This window comes from Paraburkholderia fungorum (genome assembly GCF_046027605.1).
Lineage (GTDB): Bacteria > Pseudomonadota > Gammaproteobacteria > Burkholderiales > Burkholderiaceae > Paraburkholderia > Paraburkholderia fungorum_F.
Genome location: NZ_JAQQEF010000038.1, coordinates 34,437 through 52,638, shown reverse-complemented (window position 1 = coordinate 52,638; position 18,202 = coordinate 34,437). Strand labels below are relative to the sequence as shown.

16 protein-coding genes are annotated in these 18,202 nt (G+C 61.9%); 8 read left to right on the top strand and 8 right to left on the bottom strand.

From position 1 onward, the window contains the following. Positions 1 to 258, bottom strand: a 258-nt coding sequence (locus PQR53_RS35795; protein ID WP_408464866.1) for a TSUP family transporter, incomplete at its 3' end; no start/stop codon positions are given. A gap of 175 nt (positions 259 to 433) precedes the next feature. After that, positions 434 to 1,360 carry a LysR substrate-binding domain-containing protein gene (locus tag PQR53_RS35790; protein ID WP_408464864.1) on the bottom strand — a complete coding sequence of 309 codons (927 nt, stop codon included), beginning with the start codon at positions 1,358 to 1,360 and terminating at the stop codon, positions 434 to 436. Positions 1,361 to 1,423: 63 nt separating this feature from the next. On the opposite strand from PQR53_RS35790, the gene PQR53_RS35785 reads away from it, so the two are divergent. Beyond that, positions 1,424 to 2,332: a DMT family transporter gene (locus PQR53_RS35785; RefSeq protein ID WP_408464862.1), complete on the top strand. Its 909-nt coding sequence runs from the start codon at positions 1,424 to 1,426 to the stop codon at positions 2,330 to 2,332. Between the two features lie 50 nt (positions 2,333 to 2,382). Here the strand turns inward: PQR53_RS35785 and PQR53_RS35780 are convergent, their stop codons facing one another. After that, on the bottom strand, positions 2,383 to 3,063 hold the full coding sequence (locus tag PQR53_RS35780; RefSeq protein ID WP_408464860.1) for a LysE family translocator: 681 nt from the start codon (positions 3,061 to 3,063) through the stop codon (positions 2,383 to 2,385). A gap of 319 nt (positions 3,064 to 3,382) precedes the next feature. Here PQR53_RS35780 and PQR53_RS35775 point away from each other — a divergent pair, with 319 nt between their 5' ends. The 4 genes from PQR53_RS35775 (at position 3,383) to PQR53_RS35760 (ending at position 8,425) form a co-directional block, all read left to right on the top strand. Further along, positions 3,383 to 4,276 (top strand): LysR family transcriptional regulator, encoded by an 894-nt coding sequence (locus tag PQR53_RS35775; RefSeq protein WP_408464858.1) that lies wholly within the window; start codon positions 3,383 to 3,385, stop codon positions 4,274 to 4,276. 320 nt (positions 4,277 to 4,596) lie between these two features. Beyond that, on the top strand, positions 4,597 to 5,574 hold the full coding sequence (locus PQR53_RS35770) for a hydroxymethylglutaryl-CoA lyase (protein ID WP_408464856.1): 978 nt from the start codon (positions 4,597 to 4,599) through the stop codon (positions 5,572 to 5,574). Further along, on the top strand, positions 5,571 to 6,824 hold the full coding sequence (locus PQR53_RS35765) for a CaiB/BaiF CoA transferase family protein (protein ID WP_408464854.1): 1,254 nt from the start codon (positions 5,571 to 5,573) through the stop codon (positions 6,822 to 6,824). The genes PQR53_RS35770 and PQR53_RS35765 overlap by 4 nt, the downstream gene beginning before the upstream one ends. Before the next feature lie 116 nt (positions 6,825 to 6,940). Then, entirely contained in the window at positions 6,941 to 8,425 is a 1,485-nt protein-coding gene (locus PQR53_RS35760; RefSeq protein ID WP_408464852.1) for an MFS transporter, read from the top strand. Between the two features lie 47 nt (positions 8,426 to 8,472). Here PQR53_RS35760 and PQR53_RS35755 read toward each other — a convergent pair whose 3' ends face one another. After that, on the bottom strand, positions 8,473 to 8,613 hold the full coding sequence (locus PQR53_RS35755; RefSeq protein ID WP_179736412.1) for a hypothetical protein: 141 nt from the start codon (positions 8,611 to 8,613) through the stop codon (positions 8,473 to 8,475). A 1,376-nt stretch (positions 8,614 to 9,989) separates the two neighbouring features. Between PQR53_RS35755 and PQR53_RS35750 the strand changes: the two genes are divergently transcribed. Then, a complete protein-coding gene (locus PQR53_RS35750; RefSeq protein WP_408464850.1) occupies positions 9,990 to 10,460 on the top strand; it encodes a hypothetical protein in 471 nt (156 codons plus the stop codon). Positions 10,461 to 11,006: 546 nt separating this feature from the next. Here PQR53_RS35750 and PQR53_RS35745 read toward each other — a convergent pair. Continuing rightward, entirely contained in the window at positions 11,007 to 12,521 is a 1,515-nt protein-coding gene (locus tag PQR53_RS35745) for a hypothetical protein (protein WP_408464848.1), read from the bottom strand. Between PQR53_RS35745 and PQR53_RS35740 the strand changes: the two genes are divergently transcribed. Next, positions 12,511 to 12,972 carry a hypothetical protein gene (locus PQR53_RS35740; protein ID WP_408464846.1) on the top strand — a complete coding sequence of 154 codons (462 nt, stop codon included), beginning with the start codon at positions 12,511 to 12,513 and terminating at the stop codon, positions 12,970 to 12,972. The two genes, PQR53_RS35745 and PQR53_RS35740, sit on opposite strands and share 11 nt — an antisense overlap. An 838-nt stretch (positions 12,973 to 13,810) precedes the next feature. Next, a complete protein-coding gene (locus tag PQR53_RS35735; protein WP_408464844.1) occupies positions 13,811 to 14,896 on the top strand; it encodes a glycosyltransferase family 4 protein in 1,086 nt (361 codons plus the stop codon). 48 nt (positions 14,897 to 14,944) lie between these two features. Here PQR53_RS35735 and PQR53_RS35730 read toward each other — a convergent pair whose 3' ends face one another. The 3 genes from PQR53_RS35730 to PQR53_RS35720 form a co-directional block, all read right to left on the bottom strand. Next, a complete protein-coding gene (locus PQR53_RS35730; protein ID WP_408464842.1) occupies positions 14,945 to 17,326 on the bottom strand; it encodes a PIG-L family deacetylase in 2,382 nt (793 codons plus the stop codon). Between the two features lie 157 nt (positions 17,327 to 17,483). Then, complete coding sequence (locus PQR53_RS35725) at positions 17,484 to 17,936, bottom strand: GDP-mannose mannosyl hydrolase (protein ID WP_408464840.1); 453 nt, start codon at positions 17,934 to 17,936, stop codon at positions 17,484 to 17,486. 63 nt (positions 17,937 to 17,999) lie between these two features. Continuing rightward, entirely contained in the window at positions 18,000 to 18,149 is a 150-nt protein-coding gene (locus PQR53_RS35720) for a hypothetical protein (protein WP_408464838.1), read from the bottom strand. Positions 18,150 to 18,202: the final 53 nt, after the last annotated feature.

Here is an 18,202-nt window from a genome sequence, read left to right as displayed (position 1 = left end):
CCCCCCCGCGCCCCCCCCGAGACGCAGGGTGATCTGCCAGTCGACGGAGCCTTTCAGACCGTGCACCAGCGTGCCGGTCGCCTTGGTGGCGGCCGCGTACAGCAGATCGGTGCCGACCGCGGTGGCCGGATGCACGTTGAACAGCAGGACCAGGATCGGCGTCATCAGCGAGCCGCCGCCGACGCCTGTCAGTCCGACCAGAAAGCCGACGAACAGGCCGGAGAAGGAATACAGCAGTTCGATGTGGGGAAGAGCCATTGAGAGCAGACCGCGGATGATCGGGTGGGTTGGACAGGTTTAGGTGGCGAGGCCGGCGCGCGCACGCCTTCGAGAGGCGGCGAATGTCGGCATATGTCGGCATATGTCGGCGAAGGCCCAGGCGGCGCGGCGAAAGCCGCTATTGTCGCAAAACTGCCGCGCACGCGTGCAAGCGTTACGACGGGCCGTGCTGCGCCGCCTGCATCCGCTCGATCAGCGCCAGCACTTCGGGCCGGCTCTCGCCCTTCGCATGCACGAAGTAGTATTTCAGCGGCGACGCGACTTCGTGGCGGCTCACCCGCACGAGACCGCTCTTGCGCAGGTACGCGTCGGCGAACGGCACGCGCGCCAGCGCCAAGCCGAGTCCGGCTTCGGCGGCGGCCAGCACCAGTGTGTAGTCTTCGAAGCGGCGATCTTGCGCACGCGGCTTCAACGGAATCGCGAGCGCGTCGAACCATGCGCGCCAGCCGGTCACATCCGAGTCGTGCAACAGCGGCACATTGAGCAGTGCGGCATCGCCACGGTGATCCCGCTGCTTCGCCAGTTGCGCGGCGAGCGCGGGATGCGCGACCGGATAGAGCGTCTCCGGCAGGAACGGCTTGACCTCCAGCTGACGCCAGCTGCCGCGCCCGTAGCGAATCGCCAGATCCGCTTCGCCGCCGGCGAGGTCCACGTTGCGATGGTCGATATCGAGCTGGATGCGCAGCGCCGGGGCTTCGCTTTCGAAGGCCGCCTGGCGCTCGAAGAACCACAGCTTGGCGAACGCGGGCACCATGCTCAGCTTGACCAGTTGCGGGCTGCGCGGCGAGCGCCACTGATCCGCCGCGCTGTCGATGATGCCGAACGCCTGCTCGATCCGTCCGACGAAGCGTTGCCCGTCCGGCGTCAGCCGAACGCCGCGCGCATGGCGTTCGAACAAGGTCATGCCGAGCCAGTTTTCGACCGCGGCGACCCGCCGGCTGATTGCGCCGTGCGTCAATCCGGCGACTTCGGCGGCGGCGAGAAACGAGCCTTCGCGGGCGACGGCGCAGACGGTTTCGAGGCTCGCCAGCGGCGGCCGCGCCGACGAGGCGGGCGGCGTTGATGGGGAGGTGTGAGCCATATTCACATCACGATGTTCATTTGTGCGCTAGCTTAGCAGCTCCCGGCGCGGCACCATTTGCGCATGAACACACTCACTTCATCCCCATCCCCATCGCCGCGTGCCGCGCGGCAACCGCTCCTGGCCGCTGGCGCGGTCGCCTTCACCATCGTCTCCTGGGCGTCCGCCTTTCCATTCATTCGCATCGGCTTGCAGGGTTTGTCGCCGTTGCAATTGGCGGCGGCGCGTTTTGCCACCGCGGCGCTGCTGGTGATCGCATGGCTCGTCTTCCGGCGGCCGCGCTTGCCGACATGGCGCGACGGTGTGCGATTCGTACTGTGCGGTTTTCTCGGCGTCGCGCTTTACAACGCGCTGCTCAATACCGGCGAGAAAACGGTGGCGCCAGGCGCGGCGAGTTTTATCGTCAATACGCTGCCGATTTTCACGGCGCTGCTGGCGGCCGTATTTCTCGGGGAGCGATTCAATCGTTGGGGATGGCTCGGTTCGTTAATCAGTCTCGCCGGCATTGCCGTGATCGCGCGAGGTCAACCCGGCGGGCTGACGCTCGGTGCGGGCAGTACGCTGATTCTTGGCGCGGCGCTGTGTTCGGCGAGCTACTTCGTGCTGCAGCGGCGTCTGATTCCGGTCTATGGAGCGCTGACCTGTACCGCGTACACGTTGCTCGCGGGGGCGGTATTGCTGGCGCCGTGGCTGCCGGGCGCGCTGAGTTCGCTTGGCAGTGCGCCGCACGGCACATTGCAGGCGGTGCTGGTGCTCGGCGTGTTTCCCGCGGCGCTCGGCTATGCGACTTGGACGTTCGCGCTCGGTTACTTCGGCGCGGCGCGCGCGGCCAATTTCCTGTATCTGACGCCAGCGGTGGCGACGGCGTTGTCCGCGCTGCTGACCGGCGAGCGCCCGGGTCTCGCGACGCTATGCGGTGGTTTGATGGCGATTGCCGGCGTGGTGTTCGTGGCGTTGCGCGGCCGCTCGTGAGTCGAAGGCGCGACGCTGAGCGCCACCAGCGCGGCGCCGTTCAACCTCATTCAAAGCGCACGGCGAATCTCGACGATGCCGAACGCTGCCAGCGTGAATCCGACGATCCGGTCGATCGCCACGCGCAGCTTGCTGCCGATCGCATGACGCGCGAGCGACACGACGGTCACGAGGAAACACCACCACGCGATCGACCCGCAAAATACGCCGCCGACCGTGGTCAATGCGATGCTCGATGAAAATGCGCCGCGCGGGGCGAGCGTCGTGAACAGTGCGGCGAACATGATGACGGTTTGCGGGTTGGTCAATGTGAGCAGCAGCGAACTCGCATAGGCGCGCAGCGCGCCGGCGCGGCCTGCCTGGGCGAGCTTGCTGTCACCGTTGGCATTGCCATTGGCATTGCCATTGCCATTGCCGTTGCCATTGGCTGCATCTACGACTGGCGTTTTTTGCAGCAAGGCCCGCACGCCGAGATAAAGCAGAAACAGACCGGCAAGCAGATGCAAGGGTCGGTCGTAGGCCAGCATGAACTGCGAAATGCCGACAAGGCCGAGTGCCGCGATCAAACCATAAACCGCATCGCCGGTTGCAATGCCGAAGCCGATTGCGAGCCCTGCGCGCGGACCACCCGTCAGCGTGCGGCGAATGCATAGCATGCCCATTGGGCCGACCGGTGCGGCAATCGCGAGGCCGACGCCCGCGGAGGTGATGAAGAGACTGGCGGTGGACATGGGCAAGCCTTTATCGGTTGTTCTGTTTGGTGATGGGTTGCGTGCGCTGCGGTTCTCGCGTGCGGGCAGGCGAGGCGACATGCCGGCGCGACCCCAAGCATAGCCAGATAGAAAATCCGGAGCAAGGCGGCGGGATTCAGACGGGGCGACCCCGCGCCGCATCAAACTACATCATTCCGCACACGATTTGCCTTCACAACCTGGCGTGCAATCAACGGCGCACACGCGTGCGCAGACCGTGGATACCCTGAGATGAACTCGGCCTGCGCTTTCCTCGGGCATAATTTTCCCACTTCAAACATCGGGTACCCGCTCGTTCATGTGGCAAATCGATCAGGTGACGTTGCGCTTGTTCATCGCCGTTTGCGAGGAAGGCACGATTGCGCGCGCGGCTGAACGTGAGTTCATCGCGCCGTCCGCGGTCAGCAAACGGCTCGCCGATCTTGAAGCACTAGTCGATGTCGCGCTGCTCTCGCGCAGCCAGCGCGGCGTGCGCGCGACCGCTGCCGGCGAGGCGCTCCTCAGGCACGCGCGGTTCATCATGCGCGGCCACGAACGGTTGCAGGCGGAGCTCAGCGAATACGCGGCGGGCGCGCGCGGTCACGTGCGGGTGCTGGCGAATGTGTCGTCGATGGTCGAGTTTCTGCCCGAGGCTCTCTCGGTGTTTTTGAAAGCCAACCCGCAAGTCCGTGTCGATGTCGAAGAGCGCGTCAGCGCCGAGATCGTGCGCGGTCTGGAAGAAGGGGTGGCCGATCTCGGCATTTGCCGAGATGTGGTGCCGATGGGCAGTCTCGACGTGTTGCCGTATCGCTCCGATCATCTTGCGCTGATCGTGCCACGCGATCATCCGCTGGCAGGAGAGGCGGCAGTCGGCTTCGAGCAGACGCTGGCATTCGACCATCTCGGGCTGGCATCGAACGCGTCGGTGAACGCGCTGATGCAGCGCATAGCGGTGGAAAAAGGCAGCGAGCTCAACTATCGAACCTACGTGTCGACCTTCGACGCCGCCTATCGTTTTATCCAGGCGGGCCTTGCCGTCGCGATCCTGCCGAGCGAGGCGCTGCCCAGACATGCCGCCGATGAATACGGCATCGTCGCCGTGCCATTGTGCGAAGCGTGGGCGGAGCGGCGCTTCGTGATCTGCATGCGCGACCGCAACGCGCTGACGCTGACGGCGTCCCATCTGCTCGATCATCTGTTGAGATCGGTTTGAGCTCTCCTCGCGGTTTGCCTTTGATGCGCAATTCAAACGCCGTCTGAAAGACTGCTCGGCGACCTTTCAGCTTGTCCCACGGTCTCCCGACTATTTCTGAGCGCTCCCACAACGTCCTTCGGTCTGCCTGTGAAAAGCCCTTAAGGGTTTCCCCTTTGCGGCGCCCCACGCCCGTCCCGCGTGCCTTTGCCGCCATCGCGAGCGGCGATGGAGTGCGTCGTCAACGCAGACTTTGCCGCGTGGTCGCGAGCGGGCACGCTGTCGCTCAACTGCTTCATTCCCTGCACTCCACGCAAGATTCAAGATCGGGATTCAAGACCATGAGTGACACCCAGGAGCGCGTCGTCGTGACCGAAGTCGGCATGCGCGACGGCCTGCAAAGCATCGCTCGCACGATGCCCACCGAGTTCAAGCGGCGCTGGATCGACGCCGCCTATGCCGCCGGCGTGCGGCATATGGAAGTCGCGTCGTTCGTGCCGGCGAAGTTGCTGCCGCAAATGGCCGACGCCGACGAAGTGATCGCCCACGCACTCACCTATGACGATCTGATCGTGACGGCGTTGGTGCCGAACCTGAAGGGCGCGCAACGTGCGCTCGAGTCCGGCGTGCATCGGATCGTCGCGCCGATTTCGGTGAGCGCGGCGCATAGCCTCGCCAATGTTCGCAAGACGCCTGTCGAGATGATCGAGTCGTTTGCCGCGATGCGCGAACTGATCGATAGCGCGGCTAGCGCGAACGCGCGGCGCGTGGAATTGATCGCCGGATTGTCGACGGTGTTCGGCTGCACGCTGCAAGGCGCGGTGCCTTACGCCGATATCGTCCGGATCGCGCGCGCCGCGTTGCAGGCGGGCGCCGACGTCATCGCGCTCGGCGATACGACCGGTGAAGCGACGCCGCGCCAGGTCGGCGAAATCATCGAACGGGTGCGAGACGTTGCGGGAAGCAAGCTGCGTTCGCTGCATTTCCACGACACGCGCGGCCTCGGTCTCGCGAACACGCTGATCGCGCTGCAGCACGGAATCCGCGAATTCGACGCGTCGCTTGCCGGACTCGGCGGCTGTCCGCATGCGCCGGGTGCGACTGGCAACGTGAACACTGAAGACCTCGTGTTCATGCTCGACAGCATGGGTTACGACACCGGCATCGACCTCACCAGACTCATCGCGTCGCGCGACGTGCTTGCCGATGCGCTGCCCGGCGAACCGCTGTACGGTTATCTGGCGCGTGCCGGTTTGCCGAAGCAGTTTATTGCCGCTGCTCAACGTTTTGAACCTTCCGGATCACAGGTGCTGCAATGACTCCAGTTTCTTCTACGTCCGCCTCTTCCGTTCCTTCTGCAGTTGCTTCTTCGGAGCAACCGGGCGCGTTGCCACTTGCCGGCATTCGCGTGGTCGAGTTGTCGCATATGGTGATGGGGCCGACCTGCGGGATGATTCTTGGCGACCTCGGCGCCGAAGTCATCAAGGTCGAGCCGCCGCGCGGCGACGGTACGCGCCGCTTACTCGGCACCGGTGCGGGTTTTTTTCGCACCTTCAATCGCAACAAGAAGAGCGTCGCACTCGATCTCGATAGCGAAGCGGGACTGGCCGCGCTGCACAAGCTGGTCGATACCGCGGATGTATTCGTCGAGAACTTCAAGCCGGGCCGCATGGCGAGCCTGGGACTCGACTACGCTTCGCTGCGCGAACGCAATCCCAAGCTGATCTACGTCTCGCACAAAGGCTTTCTGAACGGTCCGTACGAACACCGCCTCGCTCTGGACGAAGTCGTGCAGATGATGGCCGGCCTCGCCTACATGACCGGACCGGTAGGCCGTCCGTTGCGTGCCGGCAGTTCGGTCAACGACATCATGGGTGGCATGTTCGGCGCGATCGGCGTGCTTGCCGCATTGCACGAACGACATACGAGCGGACGCGGCAAGGAAGTACAAAGCGCGCTGTTCGAAAACTGCGTGCTGCTTTCCGCGCAACACATGCAGCAGTTCGCCGCGACCGGCGTGGCCGCCGCGCCGATGCCCGAGCGCATCAGCGCATGGGCCGTCTACGACGTGTTCCGGCTTGCCAACGACGAGCAGATGTTCATCGCCGCGACCGGCGACGGACAGTGGCGTGCGCTATGTGCGATTCTCGGTCGCGCGGATCTGCTGGCCGATCCGCGCCTCGCGACCAACAACGACCGCGTGCTGGCACGCGAGTGGTTGCTGAAGACGCTCGGCGAAACCTTGAGTCGCTTCGAAGGTGCTGCACTTGTGCCACTGTTCGAACGCGACCACATTCCGTTCGCGTCGATCACGAAACCCGAAGATCTGTTCGACGATCCGCATCTGAACGAGAGCGGCGGCCTTGCGCGTTTGACCCTCGATGATGGCAGCGAAACCGCGATGCCCTTGCTGCCGATTTCGATGGACGGCGCGCGTTTGCAGCCGCGCCAGCCGATCGCGAAGATCGGTGAACACACCGCCGACGTGCTGCGTGGTTTGGGCTACGACGAAGCGCAGATCGCGGCGTTGGGCGGCGGCGTGGCGGAGTCGCCCCAAGAGGCTGCGTAAGCGTGGCGATTGCTGGGACGGCGCCCGAAGCCGACACGCTAACTCCGATCGACAGCTTTGAATGGGATCGGAGTAAGCGCTGAAGCGCTAACTCCGATCGACAAAGGAGACAGATGATGAAATCGTCGAATCAGGCGGTGTGTGCGACAGCGGTCGGCGATGCCGGCGCGCTGGGTGATTTGCCCTCAGGGGCGGGCGCATCGGCAAGCGGCCACGCAGAAGAGATCGCGCTGGACGGCGCGCGCATTTCCGCGCGGCTCGACCGCTTGCCCGCGACGCGCTCGATCTGGCAACTGGTGATGCTGTTGAGCCTGGGCCTCTTCTTCGAGCTGTACGACCTGATGTTCTCCGGCTACATCGCGCCGGGCCTCGTGCGCAGCGGCATTCTCACCGCGACGACCCATGGCCTGTTCGGCACCAGCGGCGTGGCGAGCTTCATCGCGGCGTTATTCGCGGGCCTGTTCATCGGCACGGCGGCATGCGGCTTTCTCGCCGACCGCTTCGGCCGACGCGCGATTTTCACATGGTCGCTGCTGTGGTACACCGCGGCCAACATCATCATGGCGTTCCAGGACACGGCGCTCGGGCTCAATCTATGGCGCTTCATCGCGGGGATCGGGATCGGCGTGGAGATCGTGACGATCGGCACGTACATCTCCGAGCTCGTGCCGAAGCATGTGCGCGGCCGCGCGTCGGCGTTCTCGCAGGCGGTCGGTTTCTGCGCGGTGCCGATCGTCGCGTTTCTCTCGTACTTGCTGGTGCCGCACCGTTATTTCGGTCTCGACGGCTGGCGTCTGGTCGTGCTGACTGGCGTGATGGGCGCGATCGTGGTGTGGTGGATTCGTCTGCGTTTGCCGGAGAGTCCACGCTGGCTCGCACAGAAAGGCCGCATCGAGGAAGCCGATGCGGTGATGAAGCGGCTTGAAGCGCGCGTCGAACGCGAATATGGGCGGTCTTTGCCGGAACCGGCGTTACCCGAACCGGTGCGCGCGCGTGCGGCGTTTCGCGATCTGCTAGTGCCGCCTTATCGCAAACGCACGCTGATGCTGATCATTTTCCATGTGTTCCAGACGATGGGTTATTACGGCTTCGCAAACTGGATTCCGACTTTGTTGATCAAGCAGGGCATTACGGTGACGACGAGTTTGATGTATGCGAGCGTGATTGCGATTGCGGCGCCGCTTGGGCCGTTATTGGGAATGCTGATTGCCGACCGCTTCGAGCGTAAGACGGTGATTATCTGCATGGCGGCGGTGAACGTAGTGTGCGGGCTATTGTTCAGTCAGGCGCGGGAGACGGTGTTGCTGGTGAGTCTGGGTGTTTGCCTTGTGCTGGCGGGCAATATTATTTCTTATAGCTATCACGCATATCAGGCGGAGCTGTTTCCGACCAGTATCCGGGCGAGGGCCGTGGGATTTGTTTATTCGTGGAGCAGGATTTCGGCGATGTTTTCCGCGTTTGTGATTGCGGGGTGTTTGAGCCGGTTCGGCGTGGACGGGGTGTTTGTGTTTACTTCGGGAGCGATGGTGGTCGTCATGCTGGCCATCGGGATACTTGGGCCGAAGACACGGGATGTCGCGTTGGAGGATATCTCGAGGTAGGTGTCGGTGCCCGCCTGGTGGGGCGGGCTTGCTCGTTTAGTGCGTCTTTAGTGTTTCTTCTGGGTTGCCGATACGGTCGGCGCCACGCGGATCGGCGGCGCGCCCGACGGCGTGGTAGCCGGTTGAGGCTTCTTCGCCTGTTTCGGTTTCTTTACTTCGCGGTTACTGCGCATTTGACCTTTTGCCATGATGGACTCCCCAGTAGGCTTTTGTCGCTCCGAGAGGGAGCAGTAGGGTAGTGTGCGCTGGATTTTGGCTTTTATGGGGGAGTTTCTGGTTTTTTTTGCTGTCAGGGAGTTGTTGGCTGTACGCCTGCAGGGTTGGGGTTTGTTTGATCTTGGTTGCCTGCGCGGCGCTTGTTGTCGGTTTGCCTGCGGCGTTAGGCTTTGGTCGGGCTTTTGCCTACGCGGCGCTTGTTGGTCTGTGCTTTTATGGCGTTGGCCTTTCCTTGTTTTCTTATCGGTCTATTAGCGTCGCCCCTGTGCGGGGCGGGCACTTACTTCTCTTTGCCGCCGCAAAGAGAAGTAAGCAAGAGAAAGCGGCTCAAACCGTTAATTCTTAAGCGGGTCCCCCGCACAGTCGCGGTAGTGGTGCATCTGGAATCCGTGCCCTCGCACATTCAACGCCTGTGACAAAGCGCTCATCAGCTCCCGCTCCGCACTGCGTGCGTCACGGATGGGTATGCATGGGAAATCGGGGCTTCGTTTGGGTGGGTTGGGGCCATCGGCTTCGCCTCGACGATGCGCCATAGCGATAGCGGCAAGAAAGAAAATCGACAGAGGCGAAGAGGCGAAGAGGCAAAGAGGCAAAGAGGCAAAGAGGCAAAGAGGCAAAGAGGCAAAGAGGCAAAGAGGCAAAGAGGCAAAGAGGCAAAGAGGCAAAGAGGCGACGAGGCAAAGAGGCGACGAGGCAAAGAGGCGACGAGGTGAAGAGGTGATACGCGCCAATACACGGCGTCAATGAAACATGGGGGGAAAACGCGGCGGAAGGATGTCGGCCAGCGGATCGGGCGCGTGGCGCACGCTGCTACGGCAGGGAATTAGCAGCTGCGTCCAGCTACGGTCGTCGAGCAAAAAAGGTTCTATGAAATGTGTTTCGGCTCGCACGGCCACAAGCGGGTCGGCAATTCCCCTTCATCGTCGCGAAGGGCGCAGTGCCCGCGCTGAAGCAGCGCGCCTTTCGGTGAAATCGCATGCATGGTCAAGGACATCATGGGCTGCATGCCAACCAGTACAACGGGACGCCCCGGCCAAATGTAAAGATTAGTTATAATTCGCGCGTTTAGCCTGTTTGGTTGATCGTCTCAAAAAATAGGTGGTTTAGATTGTTCCTGCCGTTAGACAAAACGGCGCGGGTTTGACAGCCTGCAGTAACGAAACGCACTACCTGCGAAAGTGGGTAGTGCCCTTCTACGCACGCCGTTTCTATGGGCGGGCCGTGGTGAGGGGGCCGCAAGGTCCGCTGGTTTCGTTTCGTTACCCAGTCTGTCAACCTCGCTACGTGCCCGCTCACCCCATCTTTTGGCGAGTGTCGGGCGATTCAGGAACTAACTGGAAATCGCACCATGAGCAAATCCACCAAGAAACCCCGGGCGGCCTCACGCGCGCCTGTTGATGCGCTTCAGTACGAGAAACTCGCGCTTTCAGCTTTCGATTTATGCAACCGGCAGTTGGATCAACTTGAGAGACTGGTTACGCTTGCGACCTCAATACGTCGGATGCCTTCCATGACAAGAGACGAACGGCAAAGCCAGCAGGCGCTGCTGGAACTGCTTGTAGAAACTGGCGAGGCGTACGAGCGGGAGATTGAATGCGACCGCGAGCTGTACCAGGTGATCGCGCTAGATGCGAAGGACGTGCCTCATAGCTGTATCACCGCGAAGCGAGCTGCGAGTCTTTTATCGGAGGCGGTGCGGGCGGAGTCGGATGACCGGCCCAATACGGAGTCTGCGGAAGCCGAGCAGTGCAGGCCGATGCACACGCAGGTTGCGTCGCAGGCAAAAGCGGGTGCATGGACACCTGTCGTTGCCCACTAAAGAAAACTAGCGATCAGTACACCACAGCAATAAAAAAGGCGCGAGGATGATTTCGCGCCTTCTTGTTGCCTTAACGGTGCCAACAGTCGGACTGTGGTGAGGCACAAGACAACACAACTTGCAGTCTCAATGTAAAAGGATCGGAACGCGCGCATCGGATGTTTGCGACGTTTCTCCCCTACGCTCATTGGCGCATCGCCGAGGCGAAGCCGATGGCCCCCACGGCATTGAAACGAAGCCCCGGTTTCCCAGGCAGACCCATCCGCGACGCACGCAGTGCGGAGTGGGAGCTGATGAGCGCGTTGTCAAAAACGTCGAATGTGCGAGGGCACGGATTCCAGATGTGCCACTCCCGTGACTGTGCGGGGGACCCGCTTATGAGCTGGCGGGTTGAGCCGCTTTCTTTGCTTATCTTTCTTTGCGGCGGCAAAGAAAGTAAGTGCCGCCCCGCACAGGGGCGACGCTAATAGACCACTAACAATTCAAGGAAAGGCCAAAGAACGAGACCGAGGAAAGACCAAGCAGCCAGCGCGAAGGAAAAGCAACTCACATCCCAACATACCCCACCGGCACGGTCGAATTCCCCTTAGCAACAGAAGCATTATTCGACACCACATAAACCGGCGACTCAGTCAGATTAAGCGTAAGCGACCCATTACTATAATTCGCACTAGTCGCATTCCCCATCATATCGACCACCTTCACAGTCCCGCTGGTGCCCGGTGCATCCACCGCAAGGCTATACGGCACGCTATACGTCGAGCTAAACCCAACACTCGCATCCCACACGCTGTTGTTGTGCGCCCACAAGGCGGTGATGACCGCGCCATTGCCCACCTGCTGGAACGCGTACGCGTAAATACCGGTCGGCGTCCCATTCACCGCCCCAAGCGTGGTGGTGCCATCAAGCGTATGCGTCATTGCACTAATCGCCATGGCAACCGGCTTCGGACTAATGTTCGTCGCGCCAAAAGCCCCCTGCGCGTCGGTCAGATCAAAGAAGGTCCCGTAGCCAACCTCACCCGGATAGTCCGCACCATAAAACACATAGGTCTGATCCGCACCTTCGCCGAGCGTGATGATGTGCATGCGCGCCGCGACCGCCGCTTGTGCGTACAGCACGTTCGCACTCGGATAGTTCGGACCGTACGAGCTGCCAAGGTCATAGCTGATGCCCGCTTCCGTCGAGAACAGATGCATGCCCGGACGATAATCGGCGGCCATTTCCGCGCGCAGATCACGCATCTGGCCGCGCAGCGATCCTTCGGCGGTCGACGGGTCGGCATCATAGCGCTCCGGCGGATGCGACGGCGAAGTACCCGCGTCGTAGTAACCGTGCGTCGCCACGGCGTCGATGTATTGGCCGAAGCCGAGCGGCGCGAGGCGCTTCAGACGCGTCGTGGTCAGGCTCGGGAACGCATCGGTCGGGCCCATCACCACGGCGTGCGGATCAGTCGAGTGAATGCCTTGATAGACGGACTGATACAGCGCCACGAAGTTGGCGTCCGTGTCGGTCCAGAACTCATTCGGTTCCCACGTCACCTGATAGTAGTTCGCCGACTGGGTCGGAAAGTACGCCGCGCGAATCGCGTTCGATTCCGTGCCGACGCGGCTCATGTAGCTCTGGTAATACGACAGACTGGTCGGCACGCTCGTGTCGTCCTGGAACGCGCCCGTGCTGCTCGCCCACGCGGGAATGCCGTCGAGACGGATCAGGCGCATCACGTTGCCGCTCTTGTAGAACGGATCGAGATTGTTAGCGGAAGGATTGAATGTGTTCGCTGCGTTCGGTTCCATCGTCGACAACTGGCGGTCGTCGATCGTCGACGAAATACCCAGTGCGGCGAGCAGCGGACCGTTGTCGTTCGCGCCCTGCATGCCGAAGCGGTGCTGTTCCTGACGCGCGTAGTTGACGGCGGGAATGACGCCGGACAGGTTCGGTGTCACGCCGAAGGTCGCAATGCCCACCGGGCGCGTGCCGGCTTGCGGCAACTGGCCACCGTTCTGCGCGAGCGTGCCCGTCGCGGCGAAATAGCCGGCGAGCGTCGAAGTGCAATTCAACGTGATGGTCTTCGAGCCGCTCGGGACGGCGGTGCTGCCGCTCGCCGCGACCCTGCCGAGCGTGTCCGTGACGGCCCATTTCAGCGTGTCGGCGCTCGGCACGTTTGTGGTGAAAGCGAGTTGGAACGTGCTGCCGGCGGCGAAGATGCGTGTGCCGTCCGCGCTCGGCGTGTCGGCGGAAAGGGTGGCGCTGCCGGAACCCGCGGAGACGGCCGGCGCTGCACAGCTCAGTGCCGCGGCGGTGCTGCCCGCGCCGTTCACCGTGGCGGTGCCGCCCGTGCTGCTATTTCCGGCCGCAGCCGAGCTCGGCGACGCGCCAGCGCTTCCGTTGGCCTGGGTTGCCCCGTTGCTGCTGGTGCTATTACCGCTGCCGCCACCACCACCACCGCAAGCTGCAAGTGCCAGGGAAAGTGTCGAGAGTAGGAGTAGTTGCGATTTCATCAATCTTTAACCAATGCGTTAGCGGAACATTCGTTCGCCTCTTCGCGCAAAGCGCGTCCGGAGACGGAGTGAACATCCGGGTTCAATTGCAGGCCAGCCGAAGCCGATGCGTCGGTACCAGCCCTCGTGCGCGCGTAACGGACCATTGCGCGAAAGTGATGGCTTCCCGGGTTGCCAGCCCCAAACGCATTCCTCTGCAGAGAAATTCTGGTCATACGAATCCGTGCCATGCGAGATAGCGGATCTGGCGGAATCGGACGACCGGGGAAGGTACGACGAAAACGACCAAGGTCTTGATGACAGTGCAAATCACATCGCAGTACTCGAACTTCTGGCACCCGCTGACGAAATTTTTACTGTTCTGTAAGCAAGAAAGGCACTAACGGGAAGAATCGACCGTCACCATACGGCAATTGAATATTTAAAAGAAGTAACGAGTCGTTACGTATGAACAATAAGGCAGTACTAATTGCATTGTTCTAACGAAAGAATACGTATGGTGAGACCAGTCTTTATCCGCCATTTGGAATAGGGGTCGAAAAGATTTGAAACGGATGCCTAACTAATACAAATCGGTGTAAACCGCAGGGAAATGGGCGCTAGCGCTCATTTCGCCGCCGATAGAAACTAGGGGTTGGCGAAAAAGTGCTGGGCCTTGGGTGTAAGGTTTCCTCGCGATAGGGACTTCGCAGCGGAACTGTCGCTGTTTTATGAAAGACGAAGCCGCGCCCCGCGAAAGGGGGTGCGCCAGATAAACGGAGATGGGTGCCAATGGTCTTGTGGCCAGTACCTGCTGGTTGGCATGCCATCCGCTGCGCAAAAAATGCGGTTATCCAGAGAGATAAATCGTGAGAATTCTTCAGTTGGTTCACGCACCGCGGCTATCCGGGGCAGAGGTGCTTGTAAAGGGTGTGGCGATTCATCATCAGCGCGCCGGTCATGAGGTTTGCATTACCTCGTTGCTTCCCCAACAGGACGATTTCGCTGGCATTCGCGCGGAGCTTCAGGCTGCCGGCGTCACCTGCCTGTTCCCGAGCACACGCTACGGCAGGGTGGGCAAACTGCTGCATCTGTATCGCGTGGTGCGCCAGTTCCGCCCTGATTTCATCGTGGCTCACGCCACGCTCGCTGCACTCTATGTGCGTCTTCTACCGGTGCACACGCCGATCGTCTGGGTGATGCACTCCGGCGTCAACGATTTCGAGAACAGCGCGCTCAAGCAGGCCGAGCGGTTGCTGTCACGGCGGGCGCGAGCGATCATCGGCGTGTCGCAGCAGAATATCGACGACTACCTGCGAGAGATCGGCAAGCATCCGGCGATGGTCGTGATTCCGAATGGCGTGGACGCGTCGCTGTTCGCGGAGGACAACAGCGCGTCTGCACCGGATATCGAAGTGCCCGCGAAGCAGATCGTTCAGCTAGGCCGCTATATAGAAGGCAAGAGCCAGTTGCACACGATCCGCGCGTTCGAGCGTGTCCTGCAGAGCGAGCCCGAAGCACGTCTGCTGCTGTGCGGTGTCGTCGAAGATCTCGACTATCACGCGGCCGTGGTGTCGCTTGTTCAGCAACTCGGTTTGGAGAGTCGCGTGACGGTATGCGGGCCGCGCCTGGACGTCGCGGCGATCCTGCGTTCCTCGCGTGTCTTTGCCATGCCCTCGCGCTTCGAGGCGCAGAGCATCGGCTTCCTGGAGGCGCTCGCGTCGGGTATCCCGGTCGTGGCGAGCCGGATTCCGTCGTTCGGTTTTGCCAGTGGCTTTGCCGGTGTCAATCTCGTCGATACGACCGATCCTGACGCCTATGGCCGTGCCTTGGTCGGCGCGCTCGACATGCCGCGGGCGAACCGGCAACTCGCCGGATACACGTTGCATGACACGGCAGAGCGCTACATGACGATCGCGCGCCAGTTCGTCCAGCCACTGCGGGTTTCCGCCTGAGCCACGTCGCATCGATCGGCTCGCTACTGAGCCACCCGCCGCACCAGCCTACTGAGCCAATCGATCGATCCGTACCGTCTCCGAGAACAACCCCGGCAGTTGGCCGAGATCTTCCGCCGCGCCCAGCGCGAAACCGTCGCCAACCGGATAGCGCGTCAGTGCCGGTGCGCCGCCGGTGAAATAGAAATCACCGAGCGTCGCGTCGACTCTTCGATAGAGCACGAGCGCCGCATTGCGCTTGTCACGCGCGAAAGCCGGAAAAACATCTGACCACGACATGCCGTGCAGTTTCGCGGCCTGAATCGGCTCACTCTTCGCGTCCGCCGTGTCGAGGGTGTCGATGTCGACGACGCCGTCCTCGTTCGTGCCGTCGAGATGCGGTGTCAAAAGAATCAGCGTAGTGCTCGCTTTGCCTTGCACAGACCCGACTGTCATCTTGACGAAATCCGGTAGGAAACTGGCCGGTAATAGTCTGCGTTCGCCGATGCTCATGCGCGTGCCGTCATTGGCGATTGGGGTGAGCGCGAGCCGGCCGTTCGCGCCATCCACCGCGACCAGTGACGCGCGTGACCCTGGAACCTGGACCGGCAGAAGATTTGCGTTTTGCGCCAGGTTTTTTGCCTGGGTCACGAGTGCCGGTGTCGAGCCGGCCGAGCCCGTGGAAGACGCGAGCCACAAGTCGAGCCCGCTATCGATCCGCTTCTGCGCGATCAGCACGCCGCTACGTCCCGTTCCGTTGAAATCCGCTGCCACATATTGCTGCGTCAGATCAGGCCTGAACGTAGTGCTGGTTTGAAGCCAGAGACGAGGGGCTTCGAAGCGATCGCCTGTACTGCGAAGTAACCAGAACGCCGTGCCGCCTTGCCGAGCGGTGACCACCATCAAATCCGCCTTGCCGTCTCCATCGAAGTCGCCGAGCAGAAAGCGCGCACTGTCGAAGCACAACGCATCCGCAGCGCAACTCGGCGCCGTGGCGCGCGGATCGAAGGGCACCGTGCTCGCATACCAAAGGGCGGGCGGTGACGCTTTCACGAGCGACGCCGCATAGACGTTGAATCCAGGTCCATCGTGTTGCCGCTGCACATAGACCGCGGCTTGCTCGCCCGTGCCGGCGATGTCACCCACCATCGCGCCAGCGAGCCGCAGATCGGTGGCCTGGGTGCGTTGCGTGGTCGCCCAACGATAGCGCGTAGTGAGCGAGGAGCAGCCGCGCATGGTCAGCTTGCCGTCGTTTTCGCCGAGACAGTGGCGCAGCGGCGTATAGACGAGGCCGAAGTCCCACGGTGTCCAGCTTTGCGCGATGTCCCATTGATCGCAGGTCTCGGCCATCAGATAGCCATCGCGTTCGGCGATGCATTGCGAAGTCGCGACGCTGACAAGCGCGGCGTTGCGCGTATTGCCGGGATAGACGGTTAGCGGCTCCCAGCGCCATTGCTGCGTGGATGAGCCGGTACACGCGGCGAGTGTCGGTGCCTGGCCGCTGCCCGCCGAGGTCAGACAGCGGCTCGACGCCGCGTTGAATAGTTGAATGGGACGCGACTGGAAATCCGCCACGCGGCGATCGCTGCGATCGGTGAAGGCATAGCGGCGCGCGACCCAATTGCCGTCCCATTGAAATTCACCGAATACGTGCGAGAACTCGCTTCCGTCGACAGAAAAATAGCTGGCGACGATGTCACGTTTGCGCTGAACCTCAGCCGCTGGAACGTTGCCGGGCCAGTCGCCGGTCGGATAGGTGATGTGATATTCGATCGGCACGCTTTTGCTCAGCGTTTGCGCGACATGGCGCGTGATGCGCGCGGCGTAGATGTGATCGGGATGCTCGAGAAACGGCACCGTGTCCGGATTGAGTGTGTAGATCTGCGAGGCCTCGGCGAGTATCGCTTTCAGTGTGGCCGACAGCGAGTCGCGATCGTATTGCACGCGCACGGAACCGTCGGCGTTCATCGGGTAGGTAGTGACTATGGCGCGCTGTTCCCACAGGAGGCCGAGCGGTACGCGGCCGCCGCGCACGGCGCCGCCGGGCAAGCGCAGTTCGAGCAGGCGCACCTGCGGCTTCGCTTTCAGCACCATCTGATGCACGAGCTTGCCGGCGATCTGAATGTTGGTTTCGATCCATTCGTCGGGCACCCCCGCCATGCGCGCATAAGCGAGCCGCGAAGCGCGCTCGCGTGTCAGCACATAAGCGAAATTCGCACCGTTGGCGCCGCCGATCAGATGCACGGTAGTAATGCACCAGCCGGCGTCGAGCCGCTCGGTGATGGCGGGGTCCACGAACAGCAGATCGTCATCGAGATGAGCGACGACCGTGACTAGCGTACCGGCGCTGCATGTCGCCGCGCGGGCAGAACCGGGAAGGAAAGCGAAGAAAAGTAGCGCTGCACAAGCAATAAATGAATCGCGAACGAGCCTGGATGCCGATGATCGCATGTTGATTCGAGCCCTGACGGTGAGCTCGATCATACTTTATCGGCGTGGTCCGCCACGTTGGCGAACTCACAGTAGGCGTCACTTTGCGGGCCGGCTATCGGTCATGCACACACCGCGAGCGTTGGCCCCAATGGCGGCGCCGGCGCTCGCGCTGATGCTAGCGAAAGTAAGCCTTGGTGTTCTCGTGGACATCGGCGCGCGCGAGCAATTCGGAAGGCGCAAGCCAGAGATATTCGCTGTGCTGATCGAGCCGGCCAACCGAGACGGTGCTCGTGAACTGCAGCGAATAGGCGAGCACGATGTAGTGCGTCGACACATCGGGTTCGGCGGCGAAGTTGTCGTTGTAGTGGTGTTCGAATACGCCCTCGAAGCGTGCGGTCGAACGCGTCAGCCTTGCGATACCCAATTCGGCGTCGGCAACGCGCGTGAACGCCGCGTCGAGCGTTTCGTCTTTATGAATGCGCCCGCCGGGTACGAACCATGTGCCGCGGGCAGGGCGATTGCGACGGCGGCCGATCAACACGCGGCCTTCGGCGTCGCTGACGATCAGATCGATCGCGACCAGCGGCGTCAGACGCACCACGTCCAGGAAATCGATCTCGGTCAGCATGTCATCTCCTGCGGGGCGTGCGCGGGTTGAGCGCGGGGTGATCGTGAGGGGAACCTGAAGGCGCTAGTAGTCGCCGTGATGTTCGTCGTCCCGGGTGAGACGGCCTGACACATTCGCCAGCAGCAATGCCACCAGAATCGCGCCGATCGTGGCGAAGAGAAACGCCCCGATCATCGCGGCTAACACCAGCATCGTCCATGCGAGGCCGTTCATCTCTCGGCTCCAGCGCGTTGATATGCGTGCGAAATAGTCTCCGTCTGGATTCT